At 70.7% G+C, this 20,853-nt stretch carries 21 protein-coding genes; 5 read left to right on the forward strand and 16 right to left on the reverse strand.

Going from position 1 to position 20,853, the window contains the following annotated elements:
- Window positions 1-18 precede the first annotated feature (18 nt).
- The 12 genes from NGK70_RS03335 to NGK70_RS03390 form a co-directional block, all read right to left on the reverse strand.
- The gene (locus tag NGK70_RS03335; RefSeq protein WP_251971959.1) at window positions 19-282 is read right to left on the reverse strand and encodes a helix-turn-helix domain-containing protein; all 264 of its coding nucleotides are present in this window, start codon (window positions 280-282) and stop codon (window positions 19-21) included.
- 180 nt (window positions 283-462) lie between these two features.
- On the reverse strand, window positions 463-840 hold the full coding sequence (locus NGK70_RS03340) for a type II toxin-antitoxin system VapC family toxin (RefSeq protein WP_251971960.1): 378 nt from the start codon (window positions 838-840) through the stop codon (window positions 463-465).
- Between the two features lie 16 nt (window positions 841-856).
- Complete coding sequence (locus NGK70_RS03345) at window positions 857-1,129, reverse strand: hypothetical protein (protein WP_251971961.1); 273 nt, start codon at window positions 1,127-1,129, stop codon at window positions 857-859.
- Window positions 1,130-1,225: 96 nt separating this feature from the next.
- Entirely contained in the window at window positions 1,226-1,525 is a 300-nt protein-coding gene (locus NGK70_RS03350) for an SDR family oxidoreductase (RefSeq protein WP_310742577.1), read from the reverse strand.
- Complete coding sequence (locus NGK70_RS03355; RefSeq protein WP_251971963.1) at window positions 1,462-2,304, reverse strand: sugar phosphate isomerase/epimerase family protein; 843 nt, start codon at window positions 2,302-2,304, stop codon at window positions 1,462-1,464. Before NGK70_RS03355 ends, NGK70_RS03350 begins: the two co-directional genes overlap by 64 nt.
- Entirely contained in the window at window positions 2,301-4,133 is a 1,833-nt protein-coding gene (locus NGK70_RS03360) for an FAD-dependent oxidoreductase (protein ID WP_251971964.1), read from the reverse strand. The genes NGK70_RS03355 and NGK70_RS03360 overlap by 4 nt, the downstream gene beginning before the upstream one ends.
- Window positions 4,134-4,272: 139 nt before the next feature.
- On the reverse strand, window positions 4,273-5,031 hold the full coding sequence (locus tag NGK70_RS03365; protein WP_251971965.1) for an ABC transporter ATP-binding protein: 759 nt from the start codon (window positions 5,029-5,031) through the stop codon (window positions 4,273-4,275).
- Between the two features lie 2 nt (window positions 5,032-5,033).
- Window positions 5,034-5,795 carry an ABC transporter ATP-binding protein gene (locus NGK70_RS03370; RefSeq protein ID WP_251971966.1) on the reverse strand — a complete coding sequence of 254 codons (762 nt, stop codon included), beginning with the start codon at window positions 5,793-5,795 and terminating at the stop codon, window positions 5,034-5,036.
- Window positions 5,792-6,781: a branched-chain amino acid ABC transporter permease gene (locus tag NGK70_RS03375; protein ID WP_251971967.1), complete on the reverse strand. Its 990-nt coding sequence runs from the start codon at window positions 6,779-6,781 to the stop codon at window positions 5,792-5,794. Before NGK70_RS03375 ends, NGK70_RS03370 begins: the two co-directional genes overlap by 4 nt.
- Window positions 6,782-6,794: 13 nt before the next feature.
- The gene (locus NGK70_RS03380) at window positions 6,795-7,670 is read right to left on the reverse strand and encodes a branched-chain amino acid ABC transporter permease (RefSeq protein ID WP_251971968.1); all 876 of its coding nucleotides are present in this window, start codon (window positions 7,668-7,670) and stop codon (window positions 6,795-6,797) included.
- Between the two features lie 144 nt (window positions 7,671-7,814).
- The gene (locus NGK70_RS03385) at window positions 7,815-8,963 is read right to left on the reverse strand and encodes an ABC transporter substrate-binding protein (RefSeq protein ID WP_428985567.1); all 1,149 of its coding nucleotides are present in this window, start codon (window positions 8,961-8,963) and stop codon (window positions 7,815-7,817) included.
- Window positions 8,964-9,029: 66 nt separating this feature from the next.
- Window positions 9,030-9,902 (reverse strand): shikimate dehydrogenase family protein, encoded by an 873-nt coding sequence (locus tag NGK70_RS03390; RefSeq protein ID WP_251971969.1) that lies wholly within the window; start codon window positions 9,900-9,902, stop codon window positions 9,030-9,032.
- Window positions 9,903-10,010: 108 nt separating this feature from the next.
- On the opposite strand from NGK70_RS03390, the gene NGK70_RS03395 reads away from it, so the two are divergent.
- From NGK70_RS03395 to NGK70_RS03415, 5 genes are all read left to right on the forward strand, one after another.
- Window positions 10,011-10,790, forward strand: coding sequence for an IclR family transcriptional regulator domain-containing protein (locus tag NGK70_RS03395; protein ID WP_251971970.1), 780 nt, complete (start codon window positions 10,011-10,013; stop codon window positions 10,788-10,790).
- A gap of 188 nt (window positions 10,791-10,978) precedes the next feature.
- Window positions 10,979-11,788: a shikimate dehydrogenase family protein gene (locus NGK70_RS03400; RefSeq protein ID WP_251971971.1), complete on the forward strand. Its 810-nt coding sequence runs from the start codon at window positions 10,979-10,981 to the stop codon at window positions 11,786-11,788.
- A gap of 50 nt (window positions 11,789-11,838) precedes the next feature.
- Window positions 11,839-12,453 (forward strand): NIPSNAP family protein, encoded by a 615-nt coding sequence (locus NGK70_RS03405; RefSeq protein ID WP_251971972.1) that lies wholly within the window; start codon window positions 11,839-11,841, stop codon window positions 12,451-12,453.
- A gap of 146 nt (window positions 12,454-12,599) precedes the next feature.
- Window positions 12,600-14,654: an NADPH-dependent 2,4-dienoyl-CoA reductase gene (locus NGK70_RS03410; RefSeq protein ID WP_251971973.1), complete on the forward strand. Its 2,055-nt coding sequence runs from the start codon at window positions 12,600-12,602 to the stop codon at window positions 14,652-14,654.
- Between the two features lie 113 nt (window positions 14,655-14,767).
- The gene (locus NGK70_RS03415) at window positions 14,768-16,123 is read left to right on the forward strand and encodes a lipase family alpha/beta hydrolase (protein ID WP_251971974.1); all 1,356 of its coding nucleotides are present in this window, start codon (window positions 14,768-14,770) and stop codon (window positions 16,121-16,123) included.
- Between the two features lie 20 nt (window positions 16,124-16,143).
- Here NGK70_RS03415 and NGK70_RS03420 read toward each other — a convergent pair whose 3' ends face one another.
- From NGK70_RS03420 to NGK70_RS03435, 4 genes are all read right to left on the reverse strand, one after another.
- On the reverse strand, window positions 16,144-16,848 hold the full coding sequence (locus NGK70_RS03420; protein ID WP_428985568.1) for an OmpW/AlkL family protein: 705 nt from the start codon (window positions 16,846-16,848) through the stop codon (window positions 16,144-16,146).
- A gap of 32 nt (window positions 16,849-16,880) precedes the next feature.
- On the reverse strand, window positions 16,881-18,026 hold the full coding sequence (locus NGK70_RS03425; RefSeq protein WP_251971975.1) for an SGNH/GDSL hydrolase family protein: 1,146 nt from the start codon (window positions 18,024-18,026) through the stop codon (window positions 16,881-16,883).
- A 164-nt stretch (window positions 18,027-18,190) separates the two neighbouring features.
- A complete protein-coding gene (locus tag NGK70_RS03430) occupies window positions 18,191-20,440 on the reverse strand; it encodes a CHASE domain-containing protein (RefSeq protein ID WP_251971976.1) in 2,250 nt (749 codons plus the stop codon).
- Between the two features lie 18 nt (window positions 20,441-20,458).
- Window positions 20,459-20,821, reverse strand: a complete 363-nt coding sequence (locus NGK70_RS03435; protein ID WP_251971977.1) for a response regulator transcription factor — start codon at window positions 20,819-20,821, stop codon at window positions 20,459-20,461.
- Between the last annotated feature and the right edge of the window lie 32 nt (window positions 20,822-20,853).

The following is a 20,853-nucleotide window of genomic DNA, read 5'->3' on the forward strand; positions in this document are numbered from 1 at the left end:
GGGCTCAGCGGTCGCCCGTCACTGCAACTCGACCCGTAGCGTCCGCCCCACGACGCGGGCCGCCCGCGCCAGCGTCGAGAGCGTGACATCGCGGCCCGGGTCCAGCAGCCGGTCGAGCTGTGCGCGGCTCGTGCCCATCTGGGCGGCCATGCGGGCCTTGGAGATCGAGCGCTCCGTCATCGCCTGCTGGATCTGCCAGGCGATCACCTCCTTCACCGCCCGCACCTCGAACTCGGCACGCACGCCCACTTCGTCGAGGAAGTTGTCCAGCGCCGAGCTCAAGTGCGGGACCGACTCCGGATCGATTCGCACCTCTAGGACAGAGGGCGAGAAGCACTGATTGATGTTGCAAGACGTGCCCGAGCCAGCTTCAGCAGGACTGCCTGATGCCTTGCAAAGCGGTGGGGAGTGTCGATGACAGACTACTGCGTTCGGCTCAGATCACGTCCCTTGCAGTGGGACTCAAGGTACAAATCCCTCGATCTGCAGCGCCGGCACGGCCGCGAAGTGTTTGACGTTGCCTGTGAGCACCGGCAGTCCATGCTCCAACGCCGTGGCCGCGATGAGCGCATCCCCCATCTGCAGGCCGTGGCTCAGGGTCATGGCCTCCATCAACTCGGTGGCGTGGCGGGTGATGGCTTCGGTGATCGGCAGGGTGACGGTCTGTCGCCGCTGCAGCATTTTCTGCACGGCAACCAGTTCGGCCTTGTTGCGCATGCCCTGCAGCAGTTCGAGGTAGGTGACAGCCGAGATCGTCAGGTTGGGGAGTTGGTCCAACCGCCGCGTGGCCTGGGGATAGCCGCGCAGGTGCCAGATCAGCACGTCGGTGTCGACCAGCATCGCGAGCTCCGCTGCGTCAGGCTTCGTTGCGTGAGCCGTCGCGGCTGAAGCGCGAGGCGCGGAGGCGGCGCACGTAGGCATCGACGTCCGCCACGTCGTCCCGGTCGCGCCAGATGCCAAAGGCCGGGTCGTCCGTCAGAAAGTCTTCGGCGGGCACGGGCAGAGGCTCTTGCTCGATGCGCACCGTCACCTGGGCCCCGGCGGTTTGAGCCAGCAACGGGCCGAGCCTGTCGCGCCAAGCCTGGGGAAGCTCGGCCACCGGGACATGTTCCAACACCACTGCGTTCATCGCTGCTGCCTCGTCAGAGGCGGTCAGGATATCGCGGTTGCGGCGAATCGTGTTCGGTTCGTCGTGGCCGGCCCATTCGGGGTCTTGCGCGCCGCCTCACTTCCCCGGCCGCCCCGGAATCATCGTCAGCATGTGGTCCGCTACCCCGCCGTCGACCACCAGGCTCTGGCCGGTGACGTAGGAGGCGTCGGCGAGGTAGCAGACGGCCTGGGCGACGTCGGCGGGGGTGCCGATGCGGCCGAGCGGGACGAGGGCCTCGCGGGCGGCCTTGGTGGCGGCGTCCTGGTAAACGGGTTCGGTCAGCGGGGTGCGGGTCATGCTGGGGTTCGTGCTCACGGTTCGGCCCCCTGCGGTTCGAGCACCCGCTTCGCCGCAGCAAAGCACTGCTTGGCCCACGCTTCGTAACCCATCGCTGGTGCGCGCTTGTCGTCCGGCACCTCAATGCTCACCGGCAGGTCGGCGGGCAGACGGGCAAAGAGCTCGCGCAGCGGGATGCCACCTTCGCCCGGCTGCATGCGCTCGCAGCGGGCGTCGTGGATCAGGCCTTCGACGGTGGTCGGCCCGGGCACGCGGCCGTCGCAGATCTGGGCGTAGTTCAGCGCGCTGCGGGGCAGGGCGGCCACGCCGTCGAGCGTGCTGGCGGAGCGGGCCCAGTGCAGGGCGTCGACCAGCACGGCGGCGTTGGGCTTGCTGACCGCGGTGACGATGCGGGCGGCGTCGCCGACGGATTTCACCGCCGTCCAGGGCATGAATTCCAGGTCCAGCGACAGGCCGTAGGGCGCGGCCAGGTCGCAGAGTGCGGCGTAGTGAGCCGTCAGCCGGGCCTCGTTCTCGTCGATGCCGGCGGTCAGCACGTGGCGGGCGCCCAGCTCGGCGCAGACCTCCAGAAAGGCGCGGCAGTTGGCCAGGTCGAAGTCCGGTGTGATGCGGATGATCTCCACGTCCAGCACCTTCACGCCGGTGTGTGCGATGCGCGCGAGCGTCTCGCGGCGCAGCGCGGCGTCGGTCTCCAGCGCGTGGAAGGGGCCGCCGGGCGAGCTGGGGCGGATGCGGATGCCGCAGGCGTGGCAGCCGGTGTTGGCGGCGAGCTGCACCATCTGCGGCGGGGTGTAGGGCAGCGCGATCAGCTGCGCCAGCGAGTACATGCGGCGGGGGGTGGCGGGGGTGGGCGTCATGCGCGGAGGTCCTGGGGCGAGGGGGTGGAAACCGGGGCAACCGTGGAAACCGGTGGAACAGGCAGCGTGGGCGGCTCGGGCAGGGGCAGCGGCCGGCCGGAGGCGTGGTGGGCGAGGATCCAGCCGAAGGTCATGCCGGGGCCGAGGGTGATGCCGCCGCTGGGGTAGTGGCCGCCCATCACGCTGGCCATGTCGTTGCCGGCGGCATAGAGGCCCGGGATCGGGGCAGGGTTGGGCGAGCCGTCGGCGCGCAGCACCTGGCCGTGGGCGTTGACCGCCAGGCCGGCGAAGGTGCCCAGGCTGCCGGGTACGACCTTCACCGCGTAGAAGGGGCCCTGCTCGATCGGTGCGACGCAGGGGTTGGGGCCGGGGTGCTCCGCGTCGCCCTGCATGCGGTCGTAGGGGATGCCGCCGCGGTCGAAGGCGCGGTCGCGGCCCTCGCGGGCGTCGGCGTTGTGTTCGGCGACGGTGCGCTGCAGGCCGGCGGCGTCGATGCCACAGGCGGCGGCGAGCTCGGCCAGCGTGGCGCCGCGCTTCAGGTAGCCGCTCTTCAGGTGCGCGCCGTAGGGCAGCGGGAAGGGCCGCACCGCGCCCAGCCCCCAGCGGCGCAGGAAGCGGTGGTCCACCACCAGCCAGGCTTCCACCGGTTGACCCGGGAAGTCCTGGGCGCAGCGGGCGAACAGGGCGCGCATGAAGGAGTGGTAGTTGCCCGCCTCGTCGACGAAGCGCCGGCCCGCGCGGTCCACCGCGATCAGGCCGGGCTTGCCGCGCTCGGCCAGGTGGGGGAAATTGCCCAGCCCGCCTGGGGCATTGGGGACCACGGACACCGGGCACCAGGCGCCCGCGTCGGCCAGGTCGGTGGCGACGCGCGCGCCGGCCGCCTCGGCCAGGCGCAGGCCGTCGCCGGTGTTGCTGGGGACGGCGGCGGAGCGGTGCTCGTAGCCATGGGGCGCGTGCGGGAAGAGGGCGGCCTTGCGCGCGTCGTCGTGCGGAAAGCCGCCGCAGGCACACACCACGCCGCAGCGGGCGCGCAGGGTGACCTCGCCCTGCGGCGTGCGCAGCCGGGCACCGACGATGCGGCCGCTGCTCCCTTCGCCTTCCTCGATCAGGCCGATGGCCGCGTGCCGCTCGCGCAGGGACACGCCCGCGTCCAGCGCCGACTTGAGCAGCGCGGCGGCCAGCGCGTTGCCGCCCAAACGCATCCGCCCCTGGCCGTGCAGCGCGAGTTCCAACAGGTGTCGACTGGTGCGCCTGGCGGCGTAGAAGAAGGAATCCCAGGCGCGGCCGGCGCGCAGGAAGTGGCGCAGGTCGCTGCCGATGCTCATGCCCAGGAAGCTCAGCAGCGGTGCGGGCGGGCGCAGGCGCTTCAGGTCGGTGCCCAGCCGAGCGCCGTCGAAGGGCGCGGCGCAGACCGAGCGCCCGCCCGTGCGCGCGGCCTCGGCACGGCCGTGGAAATCGGGGATGGCGTTGCCGTCGATGAAACGCAGCGCAGTGTGGTCGAGGTGGAACTGGACCATCTGCGGCGCGTAGGTCAGGAAGGCCTCGGCGCGCTGCGCATCCAGGTGCCGGCCGACGATGCCCTGCAGGTAGCGGCGGGGCTCCTCGATGGGCTCGGCGATGCCGGCGGCCACCGCCAGCGGGTTGCGCGGGATCCACATCCAGCCGCCGGACCAGGCGGTGGTGCCGCCGAAGACAGGCTCCTTCTCGGCCACGATCACCTTCAGCCCCAGGTGCGCGGCGGTGACCGCGGCGCTCAGCGCCCCGGCGCCGGAGCCGAGCACCAGCAGGTCGCAGTCGAAAGAGGCCGGGGCCGGTGCGGCGGAAGACAAGGCGGGGCTCCGATTGAAATCAAAGGAACGACGTTATCAAGTTGAATTGTGTTCCACTTGTTTGGCAGAGAAAAGGGCGATCGACCCGAAGATCGAGCGCCCGTTTTGCTGCCGTACCTGCTGGGCGTTTGGTCGCCGCTCAGACCGTGGCGGCGTCCGGGCTTGCCATCGTGTGCGCGCCACCGAGGAAGAGGCGTTCGATGTGCGGGTCGGCCAGAAGCTCGTCGGCGGGGCGGTGCAGCACCTGGCGGCCGGATTCGAGCGCGATGGCCTCGTCGGCCATCTTCAGCGCGCTCTTGACGTTCTGCTCCACCATCAGCACGGTCACGCCCTGCTCGTCGGCCAGCTTGCGCAGCAGGCGGAAGACGTCCTGCACCACCAGCGGCGACAGGCCGATGGAGGGCTCGTCGATCAGCAGCACCTTCGGGCGCAGCAGCAGCGCGCGGCCGACCTCCAGCTGCTTCTGCTCGCCGCCGGAGAGCGACGACGCCGCGCTGTGCAGGCGCTCGGACACGCGGGGGAAGAGCTTGAGCACCTCGGGGATGCGCTCGTGCGTGGTCTTCATGCCCAGCGTGATGCCGCCGAGCTCCAGGTTCTCGTAGACCGAGAGCTGGCCAAAGAGGTTACGCCCCTGCGGCACGAAGGCCACGCCGTGCTCGGTGAGTAGCTGCTTGGCGTTGGCGCCGGTGATGTCCTGGCCGTCCAGACGGATGCGGCCGTTGCGCACCTTCAGCAGGCCGAACAGCGTCTTGAGCACCGTGCTCTTGCCCGCGCCGTTGGGGCCCAGCAGCAGTGTGATCTTGCCGCGCCTGGCCTGCAGGCTCAGGTTGTTGAGGATCATGAACTCGCCGTAGCCGGCGACCACGTCGTCAAACTCAATGGCAATGTCGTTGGACATGGTCAGTTCCCCAAATAGGCGTCGAGCACGGCCTTGTTGGCGCGGATCTCGTCGGGCGTGCCGACGGCCAGCACCTTGCCCTCGACCATCACCAGGATGCGGTGGCACAGGTCCATCACGAAGTCCATGTTGTGCTCGATGACGACGAACGAGCTGGCCTTTTTCCCAGATGCGCGGGTCTGGTTCAGCTGCTTGAGCAGCGAGCTGATGCCGCCCACCAGGCTGGGGTTGACGCCGGCGCAGGGCTCGTCGAGCAGCACCAGGTCCGGCTCGCTCATGAAGGCCATCGCGATGTCCACCAGCTTCTGCTGGCCGTAGCTCAGCTCGCCGGCCTTCTTGTGCGCGACGTGGCGGATGCGGAACTGGTCGATCAGCGCGTCCGCACGGTCGCCCAGGCCGGAGTCGCCGGGGGCGAACAGGCGGCTCCACATCGAACCCTGGTGTTCCTGCGCGGCCACCAGCAGGTTGTCGCGCACGGTCATCTTGCCGAAGACCTGCAGGGTCTGGAAGGTGCGGCCCACGCCGAGCTGGTTGAGCTGCTGCGGCGACTTGTGGGTGATGTCCTGGCCGTTGAGCTCGATCCGGCCGGCGTCCGGCGTGATCTGGCCCAGCACGCTGTTGAACATCGTGGTCTTGCCCGAGCCGTTCGGGCCGATCACGCCGAAGATCTCGCCGGGCATCACCTCGAACGAGACACCGCCGACGGCCTGGATGGCGCCGTAGGCCTTCTTGAGGTCAGTGACCTTGAGGACGGGGCCGATCATGATTGGGCACCTCCGACTTTGGCGGCCGCCGCAGCGCGGGCGGCCGAGGCTTCACGGGCCTGGCGCTTGGCGGTCAGGCGGGCGGGGATGCTCAGCAGGCCGTCGGGCAGCCAGAGCATCAGCAGGATCACCGCGGCACCGAAGATGAACAGGTACCAGGCCTGGGCGAAGCGCAGCCACTCGGGCAGCAGCACGCCCACGGCGGAACCCAGCAGCGGGCCGAAGAAGTAACCCGGGCCGCCGACCACCACCATCAGGTACATCATGATCGAGGCGCCGACCGTGAAGGGTGCCGGCTCGATGAACTGCACCAGCGAGGCGAACAGCGCACCGGCCACCCCGGCGTAGGCCGCGCCGATCGCGAAGCTCAGCAGCGTGTAGCCCTGGATGTGGATGCCCAGGCTCTCGGCGCGGATCGGGTTGTCGCGCAGCGCGGTGAAGGCCTTGCCCCAGGGCGAGGACAGCAGCTTCCACTGCACCAGGCCCATCACCACCGTCACGCCCAGCACGAAGTAGTAGTAGGCCAGCGGGCCATCCAGGTTCAGGCCGAACAGGCTCGGGCGGCCGATGTTGTTGATGCCGAAGGTGCCGCCGGTCAGCCATTCCTCGTTGCGCATCACCAGCCAGATGGCGGTGTTGAAGCCCAGCGTGGCGAAGGCCAGGTAGATCGTCTGCACCCGCAGCGCCGGGAAGCCCAGCGCCAGGCCGATGACGAAGCAGGCAATCACCGCCAGCGCCAGCCCCAGCCAGAAGCTGTGGCCGGCCTGCATCAGGATGGCCACGCTGTAGGCGCCGATGCCGAAGAAGGCCGCATGGCCCAGGCTCTTCTGCCCGGCGTAGCCGACGGTGAGGTTCAGGCCCATCGTGGCGATCACGAACACCATCCAGTAGCTGAACAGGTAGATGCCGTAGTTCTTCAGGAAGGGCGGGGCGGCCAGCAGGATCGCTGCGATCACGAGGCCGGAGATCAGGGGGAGTTTCTTCATGATCGGTGCCTCGTCAGACTTTGCGCTCGACCTTTTTCCCGAGCAGCCCTTGCGGCTTGAACAGGATCACGGCCATGAAGATCACCAGCGCGACCGCGTCCTTGTAGGCTGGGGAGATGTAGGCGGCGGCGAGGTTCTCGCACACGCCCACGAGGATCCCGCCCAGCAGCGCGCCGCGGCTGTTGTTGAAGCCGCCGATGATTGCGGCGAAGAAGGCCTTGTTGCCCAGGCCCTCGCCCATGTCGAACTTGGCGAGGTAGGTGGGCGTGATCAGCAGCGCGGCGGCGCAGGCCAGCAGCGCGTTGATCGCGAAGGTGTAGAAGATCATGCGCGGCACGTTGATGCCCAGCACGGTGGCGCTCTCGGTGTTCTGCGCCACGGCCTGCATCGCGCGGCCGGTGACCGTCTTGTTCAGGAAGGCCTGCGTGCCCAGCACCAGCAGCAGCGCCAGCACCAGGGTGCCGACGTCGGCCAGCGTCACGGTGACGCCGAAGACGTTGAACAGCTTGTCGGCGAACAGCCCGGGGAAGGGGTGCGCCTCGGCCGAGTAGCCGGCGCGGATGCCGTTGCGCGCGGCGATCGCCAGGCCGATGGTGGCCACCACGATGGGCATCAGGCCGTGCTTGAGCAGCGGGTCGGCAATGCCGCGCTTGAAGGCCCAGCCGAGCACGCCCACCGCGACCACGCAGGTGGCGATGAAGGCCAGCGGCAGGGGCAGCCCGGCGGCGCCGAAGGCCAGCATCATGAAGGCCGGCAGCATCACGAACTCGCCCTGGGCGAAGTTGATCGTGCCGGAGGCCTGCCAGAGCAGCGTGAAACCCAGCGCCGCCAGCGCATAGATGCTGCCGGTGGCGAAGCCGGAGAAGACGAGTTGGAGGAAATCGGTCATCGGAACTCCCGTCGGGGGGCGAGCGGGTTGGCCTTCCCCCGGCCCGGGCCTCGGGAGGCTGCGGGCAAGGGGTCGGCCGGGCGGCCGGAGGGCCGTCGGGTCGCGACAGGGGCGAGGCAGCCCGCTGTCGCCGGCAGCGTCAGGTCACTTCCTGGACAGCGGGGGCAGCACTTCCTTGACCACCTGCTTGCCGTCCTTCACCTCGACCAGGAAGCTCTCGCGGTCCAGGTCGCCCTTGTCGTCGAAGCTCACGTCCAGCAGCACGCCGGGCTGCTTGGCGGCGCTGACGCTCAGGCCCTTCATCGCCTGGGCGACGGCCTTGCGGTCGAGCTTGCCGGCCTTCTCGATGGCGGCCTTGAGCACGTACACGCCGGTGTAGCCCTTGATGCCGTTGTGGTCGGCAATGGTCTTGGTCTCCTGGTAGAACTTGGCCTTGAACTTGAGCATCAGCGGGTTCGGGGCGTCCACCGTCAGGCCGACGTGCGCGGTGGCGCCGTTGGCGGCCTCGCCGGCCAGGTCGATCACCTTCTGGCCGGTCAGCGTGGTCTCGCCGACGACGGGCTTGGTGAAGCCCTGCTTGCGCAGCTCGCGCAGCGCGCGGGCGGACTCTTCTTCATTGGTGTAAACAAACAGTGCGTCCGCACCGGCGTTCTTGGCCTTGAGCACCGGGGCAGAAAAGTCCACCTGGCCGCTGTCGGTGGAGATGTCGGCCACCACCTTCACGCCGTTGGCTTCCAGCGCCTTGGTGATCGCGTCACGGCCCCCCTTGCCGAAGTCGTTGTTGACGAACATGACCGCCACCGTCTTGGCCTTCAGGCCGGTGGCGATGTACTTGGCCACTTTCGGCATCGCCGTGGTCTGCGTGAAGCTGGTGCGGAAGATGTAGGGGTTGCCCTTCTGCGTGATCGCCGCCGCCTCGCCGCCGGTGAAGTTGGGCACCTCGGCGCGCTGCGTCTCGGCCATGCTCACCATGATCGAGCCGGAGAACACCGGGCCGAACACCGCGAAGGCGCCATCGTCGATCGCCTTGGCGGCCTGGCCCTTGGCCACGCCCGGGTTGGTCTGGGTGTCAGCGATCGAGTGCTCGATCTTCTTGCCCAGGATGCCGCCGGCGGCGTTGATCTCCTTGACCGCCAGGTCGACGCCGTTCTTGAACATCGTGCCGGCGCTGGCTCCGGCGCCGGAGAGCTCGTACAGGCCGGCGATCTTGATGGCCTGGGCCTGGGCCAGCATCGGCAGGGTCAGGGCGACGGCGCAGGCGGCGCCGATCAGGGTGCGACGGATGATGGGCATGTTGTCTCCTCTTGGGGCAGGGGTTGGGTCGGCAATGAAACGGGGATGGCCGGCAGGCGCAGGACTCTAGCGCCCGATCGGTGGTGGCACGGGCATGGAGATCCCCACCCCCGCGGCACTCGACCGGTCGGTGAGGTCAGCCGGCACCGGCAGGCCGAAGAAGCGCAGGTAGTCGGGGATCTGCTGGTTCAGCATCTCGAAGCCGGGGTAGACCCGCGCGCCTCGCTGCGCACAGGCGCGCAGCAACGGGGTGGGCTGGTTCTTCATCAGGATGTCCACCACCACCGCGCCGGGCTGCACCGAGGCCGGGTCGAGCGGCAGCGCGTCACGGCTGTCCATGCCCAGCGGCGAGGCCTGCACCACCAGGTCGAAGCCGGCGGCATCCGCGGTCGTGGCCACCCGCGCAGGCTGGCTGCCAAAGGCGGCGTTGATCCGCTCGGCAGCGGCAGTGCTGCGCGAGGCGTCCGGGTCGAACAGGGCGATCGCCGCCGCGCCGCGCTCGGCCAGCGACACGGCGATCGCCATGCCCGCACCGCCGGTGCCAACGATCAGTGCGCGCCGGCCGGGCACTGGCACCTCGAAGCGGTCCAGCGCCTTGGCGAAGCCCTCGCCGTCGAACAGTGCGCCTTCCAGCGTACCGTCGGCGTTGCGGCGCACCGCGTTCACGGCCTGCGCAATCCGGCCCAGGCGGTCGCAGCGGTCCAGCAGCGGCAGCACCGCGGCCTTGTGCGGGATGGTCAGCCACAGGCCGTCGATGTTGCGGGCGCGCAGCACCTGCTGCACGAAGCCGCCCAGGTCGGCCGGGCTGATGTTGGCGGGCACCAGCACCGCGTCGATGCCCTGGGCGCGGAAGATCGGGTTGAAGAGCGCGGGCGCCTGCACCTGGGCGATCGGATCGCCGAGGATCATGAAGACGCGGGTGCGGCCGGTGATGTCCATGGGCGGCACGATAGGCAGCCGCGGGTTGTCGAGCAATTGGAAATCGGCTGATTTGCGCGATGATCGCGCATTGAGCGCGATCATCGAACGAAACGAGGGTTCATCCCAGTGAGTGACGACGAAGCCAGCCCGTCCATCCAGGCCCGTGACCTGATCGAGGGCCTGGGCAAGGGCCTGCGTGTGATCGAGGCCTTCAGCGAGGACCAGCCGCGCCTGACGCCCAGCCAGGCCGCCGAGCTGACCGGGCTGACGCGCACCGCCGCCCGGCGCTACCTGCTCAGCTTGGTCCACTTCGGCTACGCCGCCACCGACGGCAAGCAGTTCTGGCTGGCGCCGCGGGTGCTGCGGCTGGGGCAGAGCTACCTGGGGGCGGCGCGGCTGCCGCGCATCGCCCAGCCCTTCATCCAGCAGGTGTCGGCGCAGACCGGCGAGACCGTCAACGTCAGCGTGCTGGATGGTCACGAGGTGGTCTACGTGGCGCGCAGCAGTCCGCCACGCTGGGTGTCGGTGGGCTACCAGGTGGGGGTGCGCGTGCCGGCGCACGTGGTCACGCCCGGGCCGGTGATCCTGTCCACCTGGAGCAAGGCGGCGCTGGCGGAGTGGGTGGCTGCGCATGGCTTCGCCACCTTCACCGCCCGCACCGTGACCGACCCCGCTGGTTTTGTCGAGGAGGTGCAGCGCGCACGCCGGCAGGGCTATTGGTTCACCACCGGCCAGCTCGATGCGGTGTACCAGGGCCTGTCGCTGCCGCTGATCGACCGCAAGGGCCGCTGCCACGGCGCCATCGGCATGACGGTGATCGCCAGCCAGTACAGCGAGGAGGCGATGCTCACCCGCCTGCTGCCGCCGTTGCGCGAGGCGGCGCAGGCCCTGCGTGCGGTGCTCTGATCCCGACGCGCGCCTGCCCCCAGGCAACCGGGCACAAGCCGCGCGGCGCAGGGTTTTGATCGTGGACGTTGCTTCCATATTGGAATAGTATTCCGATATTGAGCGATCCCACAACCCCGTGCTGACCCTGTCGGCACGCCGGGCGGTCTGGATCGCGCCCCGCCACCGCCCTCCCATCGAGCTGCTCCATGCTGGATACCTACAGCGGCGCCACGCGCGTGCTCTTCATCGTCGGCGACCCCATTGCCCAGGTCAAATCGCCCGCGGGCGTTACCCGCCCGCTGCGCGAGGCCGGGGCGGACGCCATCGTCGTGCCGGCCCATGTGGCGCCGGCCGACCTGCCGGACTTCTTCGCGATGTGCCGGCGCATGCCCAACGTCGACGGGATCATCGTCACCGTGCCGCACAAGTTCGCGGCGCTGGCGCTGTGCGACGACGCCACGCCTGCCTCGCACTCCATCGGCGCGGCCAACGCGGTGCGCCGCAGCGCCGGCGGTGGCTGGTTCGGCGACATGTGCGATGGCGAGGGCTACGTCGCCGGCCTGCGCAAGGCCGGTTGCGAGCCGCGCGGCCGGCGTGCCCTGCTGGTCGGCGCGGGCGGGGCCGGCTCGGCCATCGCCCACGCGCTGGTGGACGCGGGCGTGTCCTCGCTGGCGCTGCACGAGGCCGATGTCGAGCGGCGCGAGGCCCTGGCCGCCAAGCTGCGCGCCTACGGCCCGGTGGTGCCCGAGGTCGGCAGCGCCGACCCGAGCGGCTTTGACCTGGTCATCAATGCCACGCCGATGGGCATGCGCGAGGGCGACCTGCTGCCGGTGCAGGTGGAGCGGCTGGTGCCGGGCACCTTCGTCGGCTGCGTCGTGACCCAGCCGGTGGTGCCGCCGCTGATCGCCGCAGCCCGCGAGCTTGGCTGCGCCACGATGACCGGCGCCGGCATGTTCGAGGCGGTGCGCGAGCGGCTGGTCGATTTTTACCTGGCCCTGTACCGTCCGGCCGCCTGAGCGAGCCGCCGGCGTTCCCTTCTTCCTGTCTTCCCGTCCCGGAGATTCCCATGCCCACCGTCTACGAACTCACCACCCTCGACATCAAGGTCTTCAGCAACGCCAAGGTCTACGAGGCCCTGCAGCGCAGCCTTCCCGCTGCCGGTGGCACCCTGGTCGGCGCCTTTGCCTCGGACATCGGCGAACTCAGCCAGGTGCTGCTGCTGCGCCGCTTCGACAGCGCCGATGCGCTGGCCGACGCCCGCCTGGCGATGCTGATGGCCACCGACCCGCTGGGCTGCGGCGAGTGGCTGGTCAAGCTGCAGTCGCAGAGCTTCGCGCTCTTCCCCTTCCTGGCCGACCCGCAGCCGGGCGCCTTCGGCAAGTGGTACGAGTTCCGCACCTACAGCCTCCGCCAGGGCGTGCTGGCGCAGACCATCGAGGCCTGGAAGGATGCCGTGCCCAAGCGGACCGCGCTGTCGCCCATGGTCGGCGCCTTCACCGCGCTGGATGGCGAGCAGCCGCGCTTCCTGAACATCTGGGCCTACCACAGCGTGGACGCGCGCGCGCAGATCCGCGCCGAGGCGGTCAAGCAGGGCGTCTGGCCGCCGGTGGGCGGGCCGGCCAACCTGACCAGGATGGTCTCGACGCTGTGCGCGCCGCTGGCGTTCTCGCCGCTGAAGTGAGGCGCCGGGTGGATCGGCGGTGGCGGCCGGTGGACGGCCGCAGGCGGGCGACCCCTGTCTGATGCGCGACAGCTGAGCTCCGCTCCGGCTGGGCGGGCGGCGCGCGGCGCGGTACGCTGGTGACCCTGTTGTCGACGCCTGCTGCCATGACCCTCGCCACCTACCCCCACCTGCTGCGCCCGCTCGACCTGGGCTTCACGCAACTGAAGAACCGCGTGCTGATGGGCTCGATGCACACCGGGCTGGAGGACGGGCGGGACCTGACGCGGCTGGCGGCCTTCCTGCGCGAGCGGGCCGAGGGCGACGTGGGGCTGATCGTGACGGGTGGATTCTCGCCCAACCTGGTGGGGCAGACCAAGCCCTTCGCCGGCACGCTGGCCACTTCGGCCGCGGCGCGCCGCCACCAGGTGGTCACCCGTGCGGTGCACGAAGCCGGTGGCAAGGTGGCGCTGCAGATCCTGCATGCGGGGCGCTATGCCTACCACCCGCTGGCGGTGGCGCCGTCGCGGCTGAAGTCGCCGATCTCGCCCTTCAAGCCGCTGCCGCTGAGCAGCGCGGGGGTGGAGCGCCAGATCCGCGCCTTCGTCAACTGCGCCTGCAAGGCCCGCGAGGCGGGCTACGACGGCGTGGAGATCATGGGCTCGGAGGGCTACTTCATCAACGAGTTCCTGTCCGCCGCCACCAACCAGCGCCACGACGCCTGGGGCGGCGACTACAGCCAGCGCATGCGCCTGCCGGTGGAGATCGTGCAGCGCACGCGCGAGGCGGTGGGGCCGGACTTCATCCTGATCTTCCGGCTCTCGATGATCGACCTGGTGCCCGGCGGCAACTCCTGGGAGGAGACGGTGCAGCTGGGCACGGCGGTGGCGCGCAGCGGCGCCACGCTGATCAACAGCGGCATCGGCTGGCACGAGGCGCGGGTGCCGACCATCGCCACCAGCGTGCCGCGCGCGGCCTTCGCCTGGGTGACGCAGAAGATGAAGGCGGCCTTCACCGCCGCGGGCATCGGCACGCCGCTGGTGCTGTCCAACCGCGTCAACACGCCGGAGGTGGCCGAGCAGGTGCTGGCCGATGGCTGTGCGGACATGGTGTCGATGGCGCGCCCGCTGCTGGCCGACGCCCACTTCGTGCGCAAGGCGGCGCAGGGCCGCTCGGCGGACATTGCCACCTGCATCGCCTGCAACCAGGCCTGCCTGGACCACATCTTCCAGAACCGGATGACCAGCTGCCTGGTCAACCCGCGCGCCTGCCACGAGACGCTCAGCGAGCTGGCCGTGCGCCCGGCCGCGCAGCGGCGCCGCATCGCGGTGGTGGGCGCCGGGCCGGCCGGGCTGACGGCGGCCACGCTGGCGGCCGAGCGGGGCCATGCGGTGGACCTGTTCGACGCCGCGCCCGAACTGGGCGGGCAGCTCAACCTGGCGCGGCGGGTGCCCGGCAAGGAGGAGTTCGACGAGCTGCTGCGCTACCTGACGCGCCGGGTGGTGTCCACCGGCGTGGCGCTGCAGCTGGACCGCCGTGTGCAGGCCGCGGATCTGGCCGGCTACGACGAGGTGGTGCTGGCCACCGGCGTGCTGCCGCGCGACCCGCGGATCCCGGGCCAGGACCACCCCAAGGTGCTGAGCTACCTGGACGTGCTGAGCGGGCGCCGCCTGCCGGGCGAGCGCGTGGTGGTGGTGGGCGCGGGCGGCATCGGCTTTGACGTGGCGGAGTTCCTGGTCGCGGGCGGGCACTCGACCACGCTGGACGCCGCGGCCTGGCGCGCCGAGTGGGGCGTGGCCGACCCGGCGCTGGCGCGAGGCGGCCTGGCTGCCGACGGCCCGCAGGTCACGCCGCCAGCGCGGCAGGTGACGCTGCTGCAGCGCAAGAGCGGCAAGCCCGGCGCGGGCCTGGGCAAGACCACCGGCTGGATCCACCGCACGGCGCTGAAGATGAAGCAGGTGCGCATGCTCGGTGGGGTGAACTACGAGCGCATCGGCGATGAGGGCCTGCTCATCACCCACGGCCCGCAGCGCGAGAACCCGACCTGGATCGCCTGCGACCACGTGGTGCTCTGCGCCGGCCAGGTGCCGCAGCGCGAGCTGGCCGATGCGCTGGAGGCGCAGGGTGCGCGCGTGCACCTGATCGGCGGCGCGCGCGAGGCGGGCGAGCTGGACGCCAAGCGCGCCATTGACGAGGCCTGGCGGCTGGCGGTGACGCTCTGATCCGGGTGGGGCTCGGCGTGCCGCGGAGCGGTGGACGCCGGCGGAACTAGAGCGATCCGCCCAATCGCCCGGCGGGGGGCGTGCTAGCCTGGACTCTCACTCCAGGAGCCCGCGTGAAGGCACTTGTCGAAACGCCGCAGCCTGCGGCCACCGAGCGTGCCGAGCCGCCCCCGGCCCCTGCTGCCCGCGCTGCCCGTGTTGCCCGTGCGGTGGGGCCCCTCGCCCGCGCCTTCCACGTCGCGGACCTGCGGGGTTATGCCCGCCTGGGCGTGGACGCCACCGTCGGGATCACCGACCTGGTGGAGGCGATGCACCACACCATCGAATCGACCATCGGCGTGGCAGGCCCGGGCCCTGCCGGCCGCACCTCCGGCATCACCGGCTTGGTCTACCGCACGGTGCGCGGCACCACCCGGCTGGTCGGGCACGGGCTGGACGGGCTGCTGGGCAGCCTCGTCGAGCGGCTGCTGCCTGCGCAGGCCGCCGAGGCCGCCGAGGTGCTTCCCACGCCCGAGCGCGAGGCGCTGCGCGCGGTGCTCAACGGCGTGTGGGGCGACCACCTGGCCGAGAGTGGCAACCCGCTGGCCATCCCGATGAGCCTGCGCAGGGACGGGCGGGCGCTTGACCTGTCGGCACCGCTCGCAGCGCAACTGCAGGCGCCGGCTTCCGGCCGCCTGCTGGTGCTGATCCACGGGCTGTGCATGAACGACCTGCAGTGGTCGCGCCGCGGCCATGACCACGGGCAGATGCTGGCGGCGGCGCTCGATGCCACCCCGCTCTACCTGCACTACAACAGCGGCCGGCATGTGTCGCAGAACGGGCGCGAGCTGGCTGCCCTGCTGGATCGGCTGGTCGCGCAGTGGCCGGTGCTGGCCGAGGAGATCGTCATCGTCGCGCACAGCATGGGCGGGCTGGTGGCGCGCAGTGCCTGCCACGTGGCGCAGGAGGTGGCACAGGAAGCTGCGCAGGACGGCTCGGCGGCCTGGCTGGGCCAGCTCAGGAGGGTGGTGTTCCTGGGGACCCCCCACCACGGCGCGCCGCTGGAGCGTGGCGGGCGGCTGGTGGACGTGGCGCTGGGCCTGAGCCCCTATGTGCGGCCCTTTGCCCGGCTGGGGCGGGCCCGCAGCGCGGGCATCACCGACCTGCGCTACGGCAACCTGCAGGACGCCGACTGGCAGGGCCGTGACCGCCATGCGCAGAAGCGCGACGACCGCGTGCCCACCCCGCTGCCCGCCGGGGTGGCGGTCTACGTGGCGGCCGCCATCACCACGGAGAGCGACAGCGGCCTGCGCGCCAACCTGCTGGGCGACGGGCTGGTGCCGCTTGCCAGTGCCCTGGGCCGGCACAGCGACCCGGCCAAGGTCCTGCCCGTGCCCGCGGCCAACCAGCACGTGGTGGCCGGCGCCAACCACTGGGACCTGCTCGACCACCCGGAGGTGGCCGCGGTGTTGCGGGCCTGGCTGGCCTGACGGCCGGGCGCGGCGTGACGCTAGAAGCGGTAGCCGACGCCCAGGCCGAGGCTCAGCGGGTCGAGCTTGAGGTCGATGCTCTGGCCGGTGGACAGCTGCGTGGTGGTCTTCAGCAGCGTCTTCACGACGTGGGCATCGAGTGACCAGCGGCTGTCGAAGGCGTAGCCCGCACCGAGCTGGAAGCTGGCGCCGAAGCGCGAGTCGACCTTCAGCGTGGTCGGCGTGGAGGGCGAGCCGCCGGTGATGGCTGTGAGCGTGGCGTTGCCGCGCTCCTTGAAGAACTTCGCGTAGGTCAGGCCGGCGCCCAGGTAGGGGCGCAGCGCCGACTGCGCGTCAAAGAAGCGCCACTGCGCCAGCAGGGTGATCGGCAGCGCCTTCACCTCGCCGATCTTGCCCACGCCGGCGATGGCACCGGCGCCGACGATGTCGTGCTTGAAGGGCAGCGCCACCGGCAGGTCCAGGCTGAGCTGGTCGGTGACCGCATAAGTGATGCCGCCGCTGAGCGAGGTGGCCGAGCGCACGTCCACCTGGGTGGACGGCAGGCTGGGGGCGGAGAGGTCGCCGCTGTCCACCTGCGGGCGGATCTGCGTGGCGCCGGCGCGCAGGGTCAGGCTGCCGGCGCTCTGGGCCTGGGCGGTGCCGGCCAGCGCGAGGCCGGCCAGCAGGAGGAGCCGGGGCATCGACGCGAGGGCCGATGCGAAGTTCGACGCGGGATGCGTGGTCATGGACTGGATCTCCGGTTTCGGTCGACGCGTGCTCACAGGCGGCCGCTCTTGGCCAGGTCGATCGAGATCTGCTGGTAGGCGAGCTGGTGGCCGTAGGGCGTGGGATGGAAGCCGTCGGAGAACAGGTAGCTCTTCCACCAGTTGGTGCCACCCGTGGCACCGCTCGGGGGCGTCGTCGCCGACAGCGCCGTGTCGGTGCAGGTCGGGAAGTCGTAGACGGGCAGGCTGTCGGTGCCGAGGCCGGTGGCGGGGCAGGCCGTGTCCTTGGCGTTCTGCAGCGCATACTGCTTCGGGTTGGCCACCTCGTTGTTGAAGACGGTGTAGATGTCGACCAGCACGACGCGGCTGTCGCCCTTGGCGTTGGCGGCCAGGGCCGTGTTGAAGGCCTCGATCCAGGACTTGAACAGCCCCTCGGACTGCGCCCGTGCCGTCGCCCCGGCCGTGCCACCGCCATAGGCCGCGGCAATGCCGTCGAGCACCATCTGGAAGCGCGGCGTGTTGGTGATGCCGGGGATGTTGACCAGCACGACGTGAACCGCCCCCCTGTCCAGCGCGTTGGTTTTGATCGACGCGTAGAAGCGGTTGGCGAGCGCCTGCATGTAGACGCCACCGAGCAGGGCCGTGCCGTTGGGCTGCGTCAACGTGGCGGTGACGGTCGCGGCGTCGAGCATGCTGCCAGCCAGCGCAAGGTAGCTGGCGGCACTGTCGCTGCCGGCCTTCAGGTAGGCGCCGATCAGGTCGGCCGCGTCGTTGCCGCCGCCGTCGATCACCAGCAGGTCGGTCGCCTTGTAGCTGCCTGCCGCGGCGGCCAGGCTGAGCTGTGTCGTGATCGATACCGGGGAGGTGGGGGCGGTGACATTGTTGATGCGTCCACCGCCGATGGCGTAGTTGCTGCAGCCCGCCGTGGGGTTGGCGACGAAGGTCGTGCCGTTGAAGAGGAACACCGGGCAGGGGGCCGGCGCGCCGTAGGCGGCGGCGATGTGCTCCGGGTAGATCTTCGAGCTGGCACCCTGGACGGTGAACTTGACGCCGAACGTGCCGCTGTCGGCCAGGCTGTCGCCGAAGACCTTGACGGAGGTGATCTGGGTGTCGGTTGTCGTGTCGCTGCCACCGCCGCCACAGGCGGCCATCAATGCGGCGGCGGCGCAGACCGCCAGGCGGATCCTGAAGTGCTTCATCCGGGGTCTCCTCGGTGCTTGGAGTCGCGAGCGGTTGCTCGCAGGCATCGGGCCAGTATAGGCATCGGCGTGCCCGCGGTCGCCGCAGGCAAACCCTAGGGACGGGGCCGGACGGCGCCGTGGGCGTTGCTTTTAGGTGGAGCGCTCTACCGGGATCACCGGGATCAGGCCAGGGTCGCCTCGGCGGGCTCGGCATCCCGGGTGGTGGTTGGCGCGGGCGTGGCGTTGGCCGACGCTGGAGGCATGGCCGGCACCCACAGGGTCACGGTGGTGCCCACGCCTGAGGCACTCTGCAGCTCGACCCGGCCCTGGTGGATCTCCATGATCTCGCGCACGATCGACAGGCCGAGGCCGGCGCCGAGCACGTGGCCGGAGGGGTCGGCGCGGTAGAAGCGGTCGAAGGCGTGTTCGATCTCGTCCTCGGACATGCCGATGCCCTGGTCGCTGACGCGCAGGCCGATCCAGTCCCGCCCCTGTTCCTGGCGCCGGTGCAGGCCGATCACCACCGCCGTGTGGGGAGGCGAGTACTTCAGGGCGTTGCCGATCACGTTGGTCAGCGCCTGCTGCAGCTTGGCCGGGTCGACCTGCACCAGTGCTGGCAGGTCCGACATGTCCGCTGACTCCAGGCGCAGCCGGTGCGGGGCGTCGGGCTGGGCCAGTGCCTCGGTGCAGAGCTCGGCGATGCGGCGCAGATCGACCTCCTCGGCGACGAAGTCGCGCCCGCGCAGGGAGTCGATGCGGGCCAGGTCGAGCAGTTCGTTGACCAGGTGCTTCAACACGGTGGCCTGCCGGTGGATGATCTGCACCGCGCGCTGGCGCTTGGTTTCCTCGATGCGGGCGTCGAGCAGCAACTCGGCAAAGCCGTAGACGCTGGCCAGCGGGGTGCGCAGTTCGTGCGCGGCGGTGGTGAGGAACTCGTTCTTGAGCCGCTCCACCTCGGTCTGATAGGTGATGTCGCGGAAGTAGTAGACCCGCTGGCGGTTGTCCTCGCGGCAACGGCGCTCCAGCACGCGGCGCGGCGGGCCGGCCAGCACGATGTGGGCGTCGCCCTGTTGCAGGGCCGGCATGACCTCGTCGGCGTGGGTGAGGCCGTCGAGCCACTCGTCGACGGCGGTCTCGCTCAGGCCCAGCAGGTCCTCGGGGCGCAGGCCGAACCAGCGGCTGAAGGCCGGGTTGGTGAAGACCAGTCGGTGCAGGCCGGCGTCACCGCGCTCGAACACCAGCACGGCGTCCGGCGACAGGCCGCTGACCGCCGTGAGCGTGACCAGCCGGCCCTGCGACTGGTCGCTCTGCGCGCGCATCTCGCGCTCGAACTGGGCCTTGCGGCGCGCCAGTGCAGCGATGCTCCAGAACAGCAGCAGGTCGATCGAGACACCACACACCGCCACCAGGTTGGACTGCCAGGTGTCGGCGGCTGACTCGGCGTCGCTGCCCGTGTAGGCGATGGTCCAGGTGCGCCCGCCGAAGACCAGCGAGCGGGCCTGGTGCATCGCATCGGGCCGCGCTGCGCTGGGCTCGCTCTGGGCCATGTCGCTGTTGTAGAACGTGGCCGCGCTGCGCGAGGCCCGGGCGTCGACCACGCCGTCATGGAGGCGAAAGGCAATGCTGCCCGTGTCGGCACCCAGGATGCCCTTCATCAGGTCCTGCACGCGGAAAGGGGCGTAGACCCAGCCCCACAGGCGGGCGGGCTCGACCTGGGGGCCCGGCCCGGCCAGGTGGCCCAGGGCGTCGCGGTAGACGGGCAAGTAGACCAGAAAGCCCCGCTGCACGTTGCGTCCGTCCTCCTGGACCAGCGTGACGATGCCCGACATCGCCGGCAGGCCGCTGTCGCGTGCGCGCAGCATGGCCTCGCGCCGGGTGGGCTCGGAAAGCATGTCGTAGCCGAAGGCGCGCAGGTTGCGCCCGCTCAGGGGCTCCAGCTGGACGATCGGGGCATACAGCTCGCGTGGGCCTGCCGGGCGCACGCCGTAGCCCGCAAAGCCTTCGGCGCGCACGCTGCGTTCGTGCTCGGCGAGTTGGGCCGGCGCCAGCAGCCTGGCGATGCCGAAGCCCTGGATGCCGGGATAGTGGCGCCCGGGTTGCACGGTGTCCACATAGCGGCGCCAGGCGCTGCGGTCGAAATCGGGGTAGGCCGCCAGCATCGCCACGCCACCGCGCAGCACCGCCTCGTACGAGACCATGCGGCGTTCGATGCGCGCATGCACCTCGTCGGTGCGGCGCTCGAAGCGCTGCCTGGCGTCGTCCAGCGCGAACAGCCGCGCGGCCCACCAGGCCGCGCCGGTCAGCAGCAGCGAGCCGATCAGGATGGCCAGGGCGATGCCGGGCCGGTGCAGCCAGGCCTCCAGCCGATCGGCCAGACGTGGCGCAGGTGATGCACCGGGCCGCGGCAGCCGGTGGTGCTCGATGATCTCCACAGCCGGTTGCCCGCCGCGTCAGAGCATGCGGGAGACGACGTCGAGCACCTGCCGCGGGCTGAACGGCTTGGCGAGGTAGGCGTCCGCACCGGCGGCGCGCCCGGCCTCGATGTCGGTCTTCTGGCCGCGTGCCGAGAGCATCACGATGCGCGTGCGGCGGCGCGCGGGGTCGCTGCGCAGGGCGCGGCACACCGCCAGGCCGTCCATGCCGCCGGGCATCATCACATCCAGCAGCACGAGTTCGGGCGCCAGCCGGCGCACCGCCTGCAGCGCGCTGGCGCCGTCCTCGGCCTCATGCACTTCGTGGCCGTCGATTTCGAGGGTCATGCGGACCAGTTCCCGGATGTCGGGCTGGTCATCGACGATGAGGATGCGTTTCATGGTGACGGCGGGATGGGGCGGCCTGCGCCTTG

Source organism: Sphaerotilus microaerophilus (assembly GCF_023734135.1).
Classification (GTDB): Bacteria; Pseudomonadota; Gammaproteobacteria; order Burkholderiales; family Burkholderiaceae_C; genus Sphaerotilus; species Sphaerotilus microaerophilus.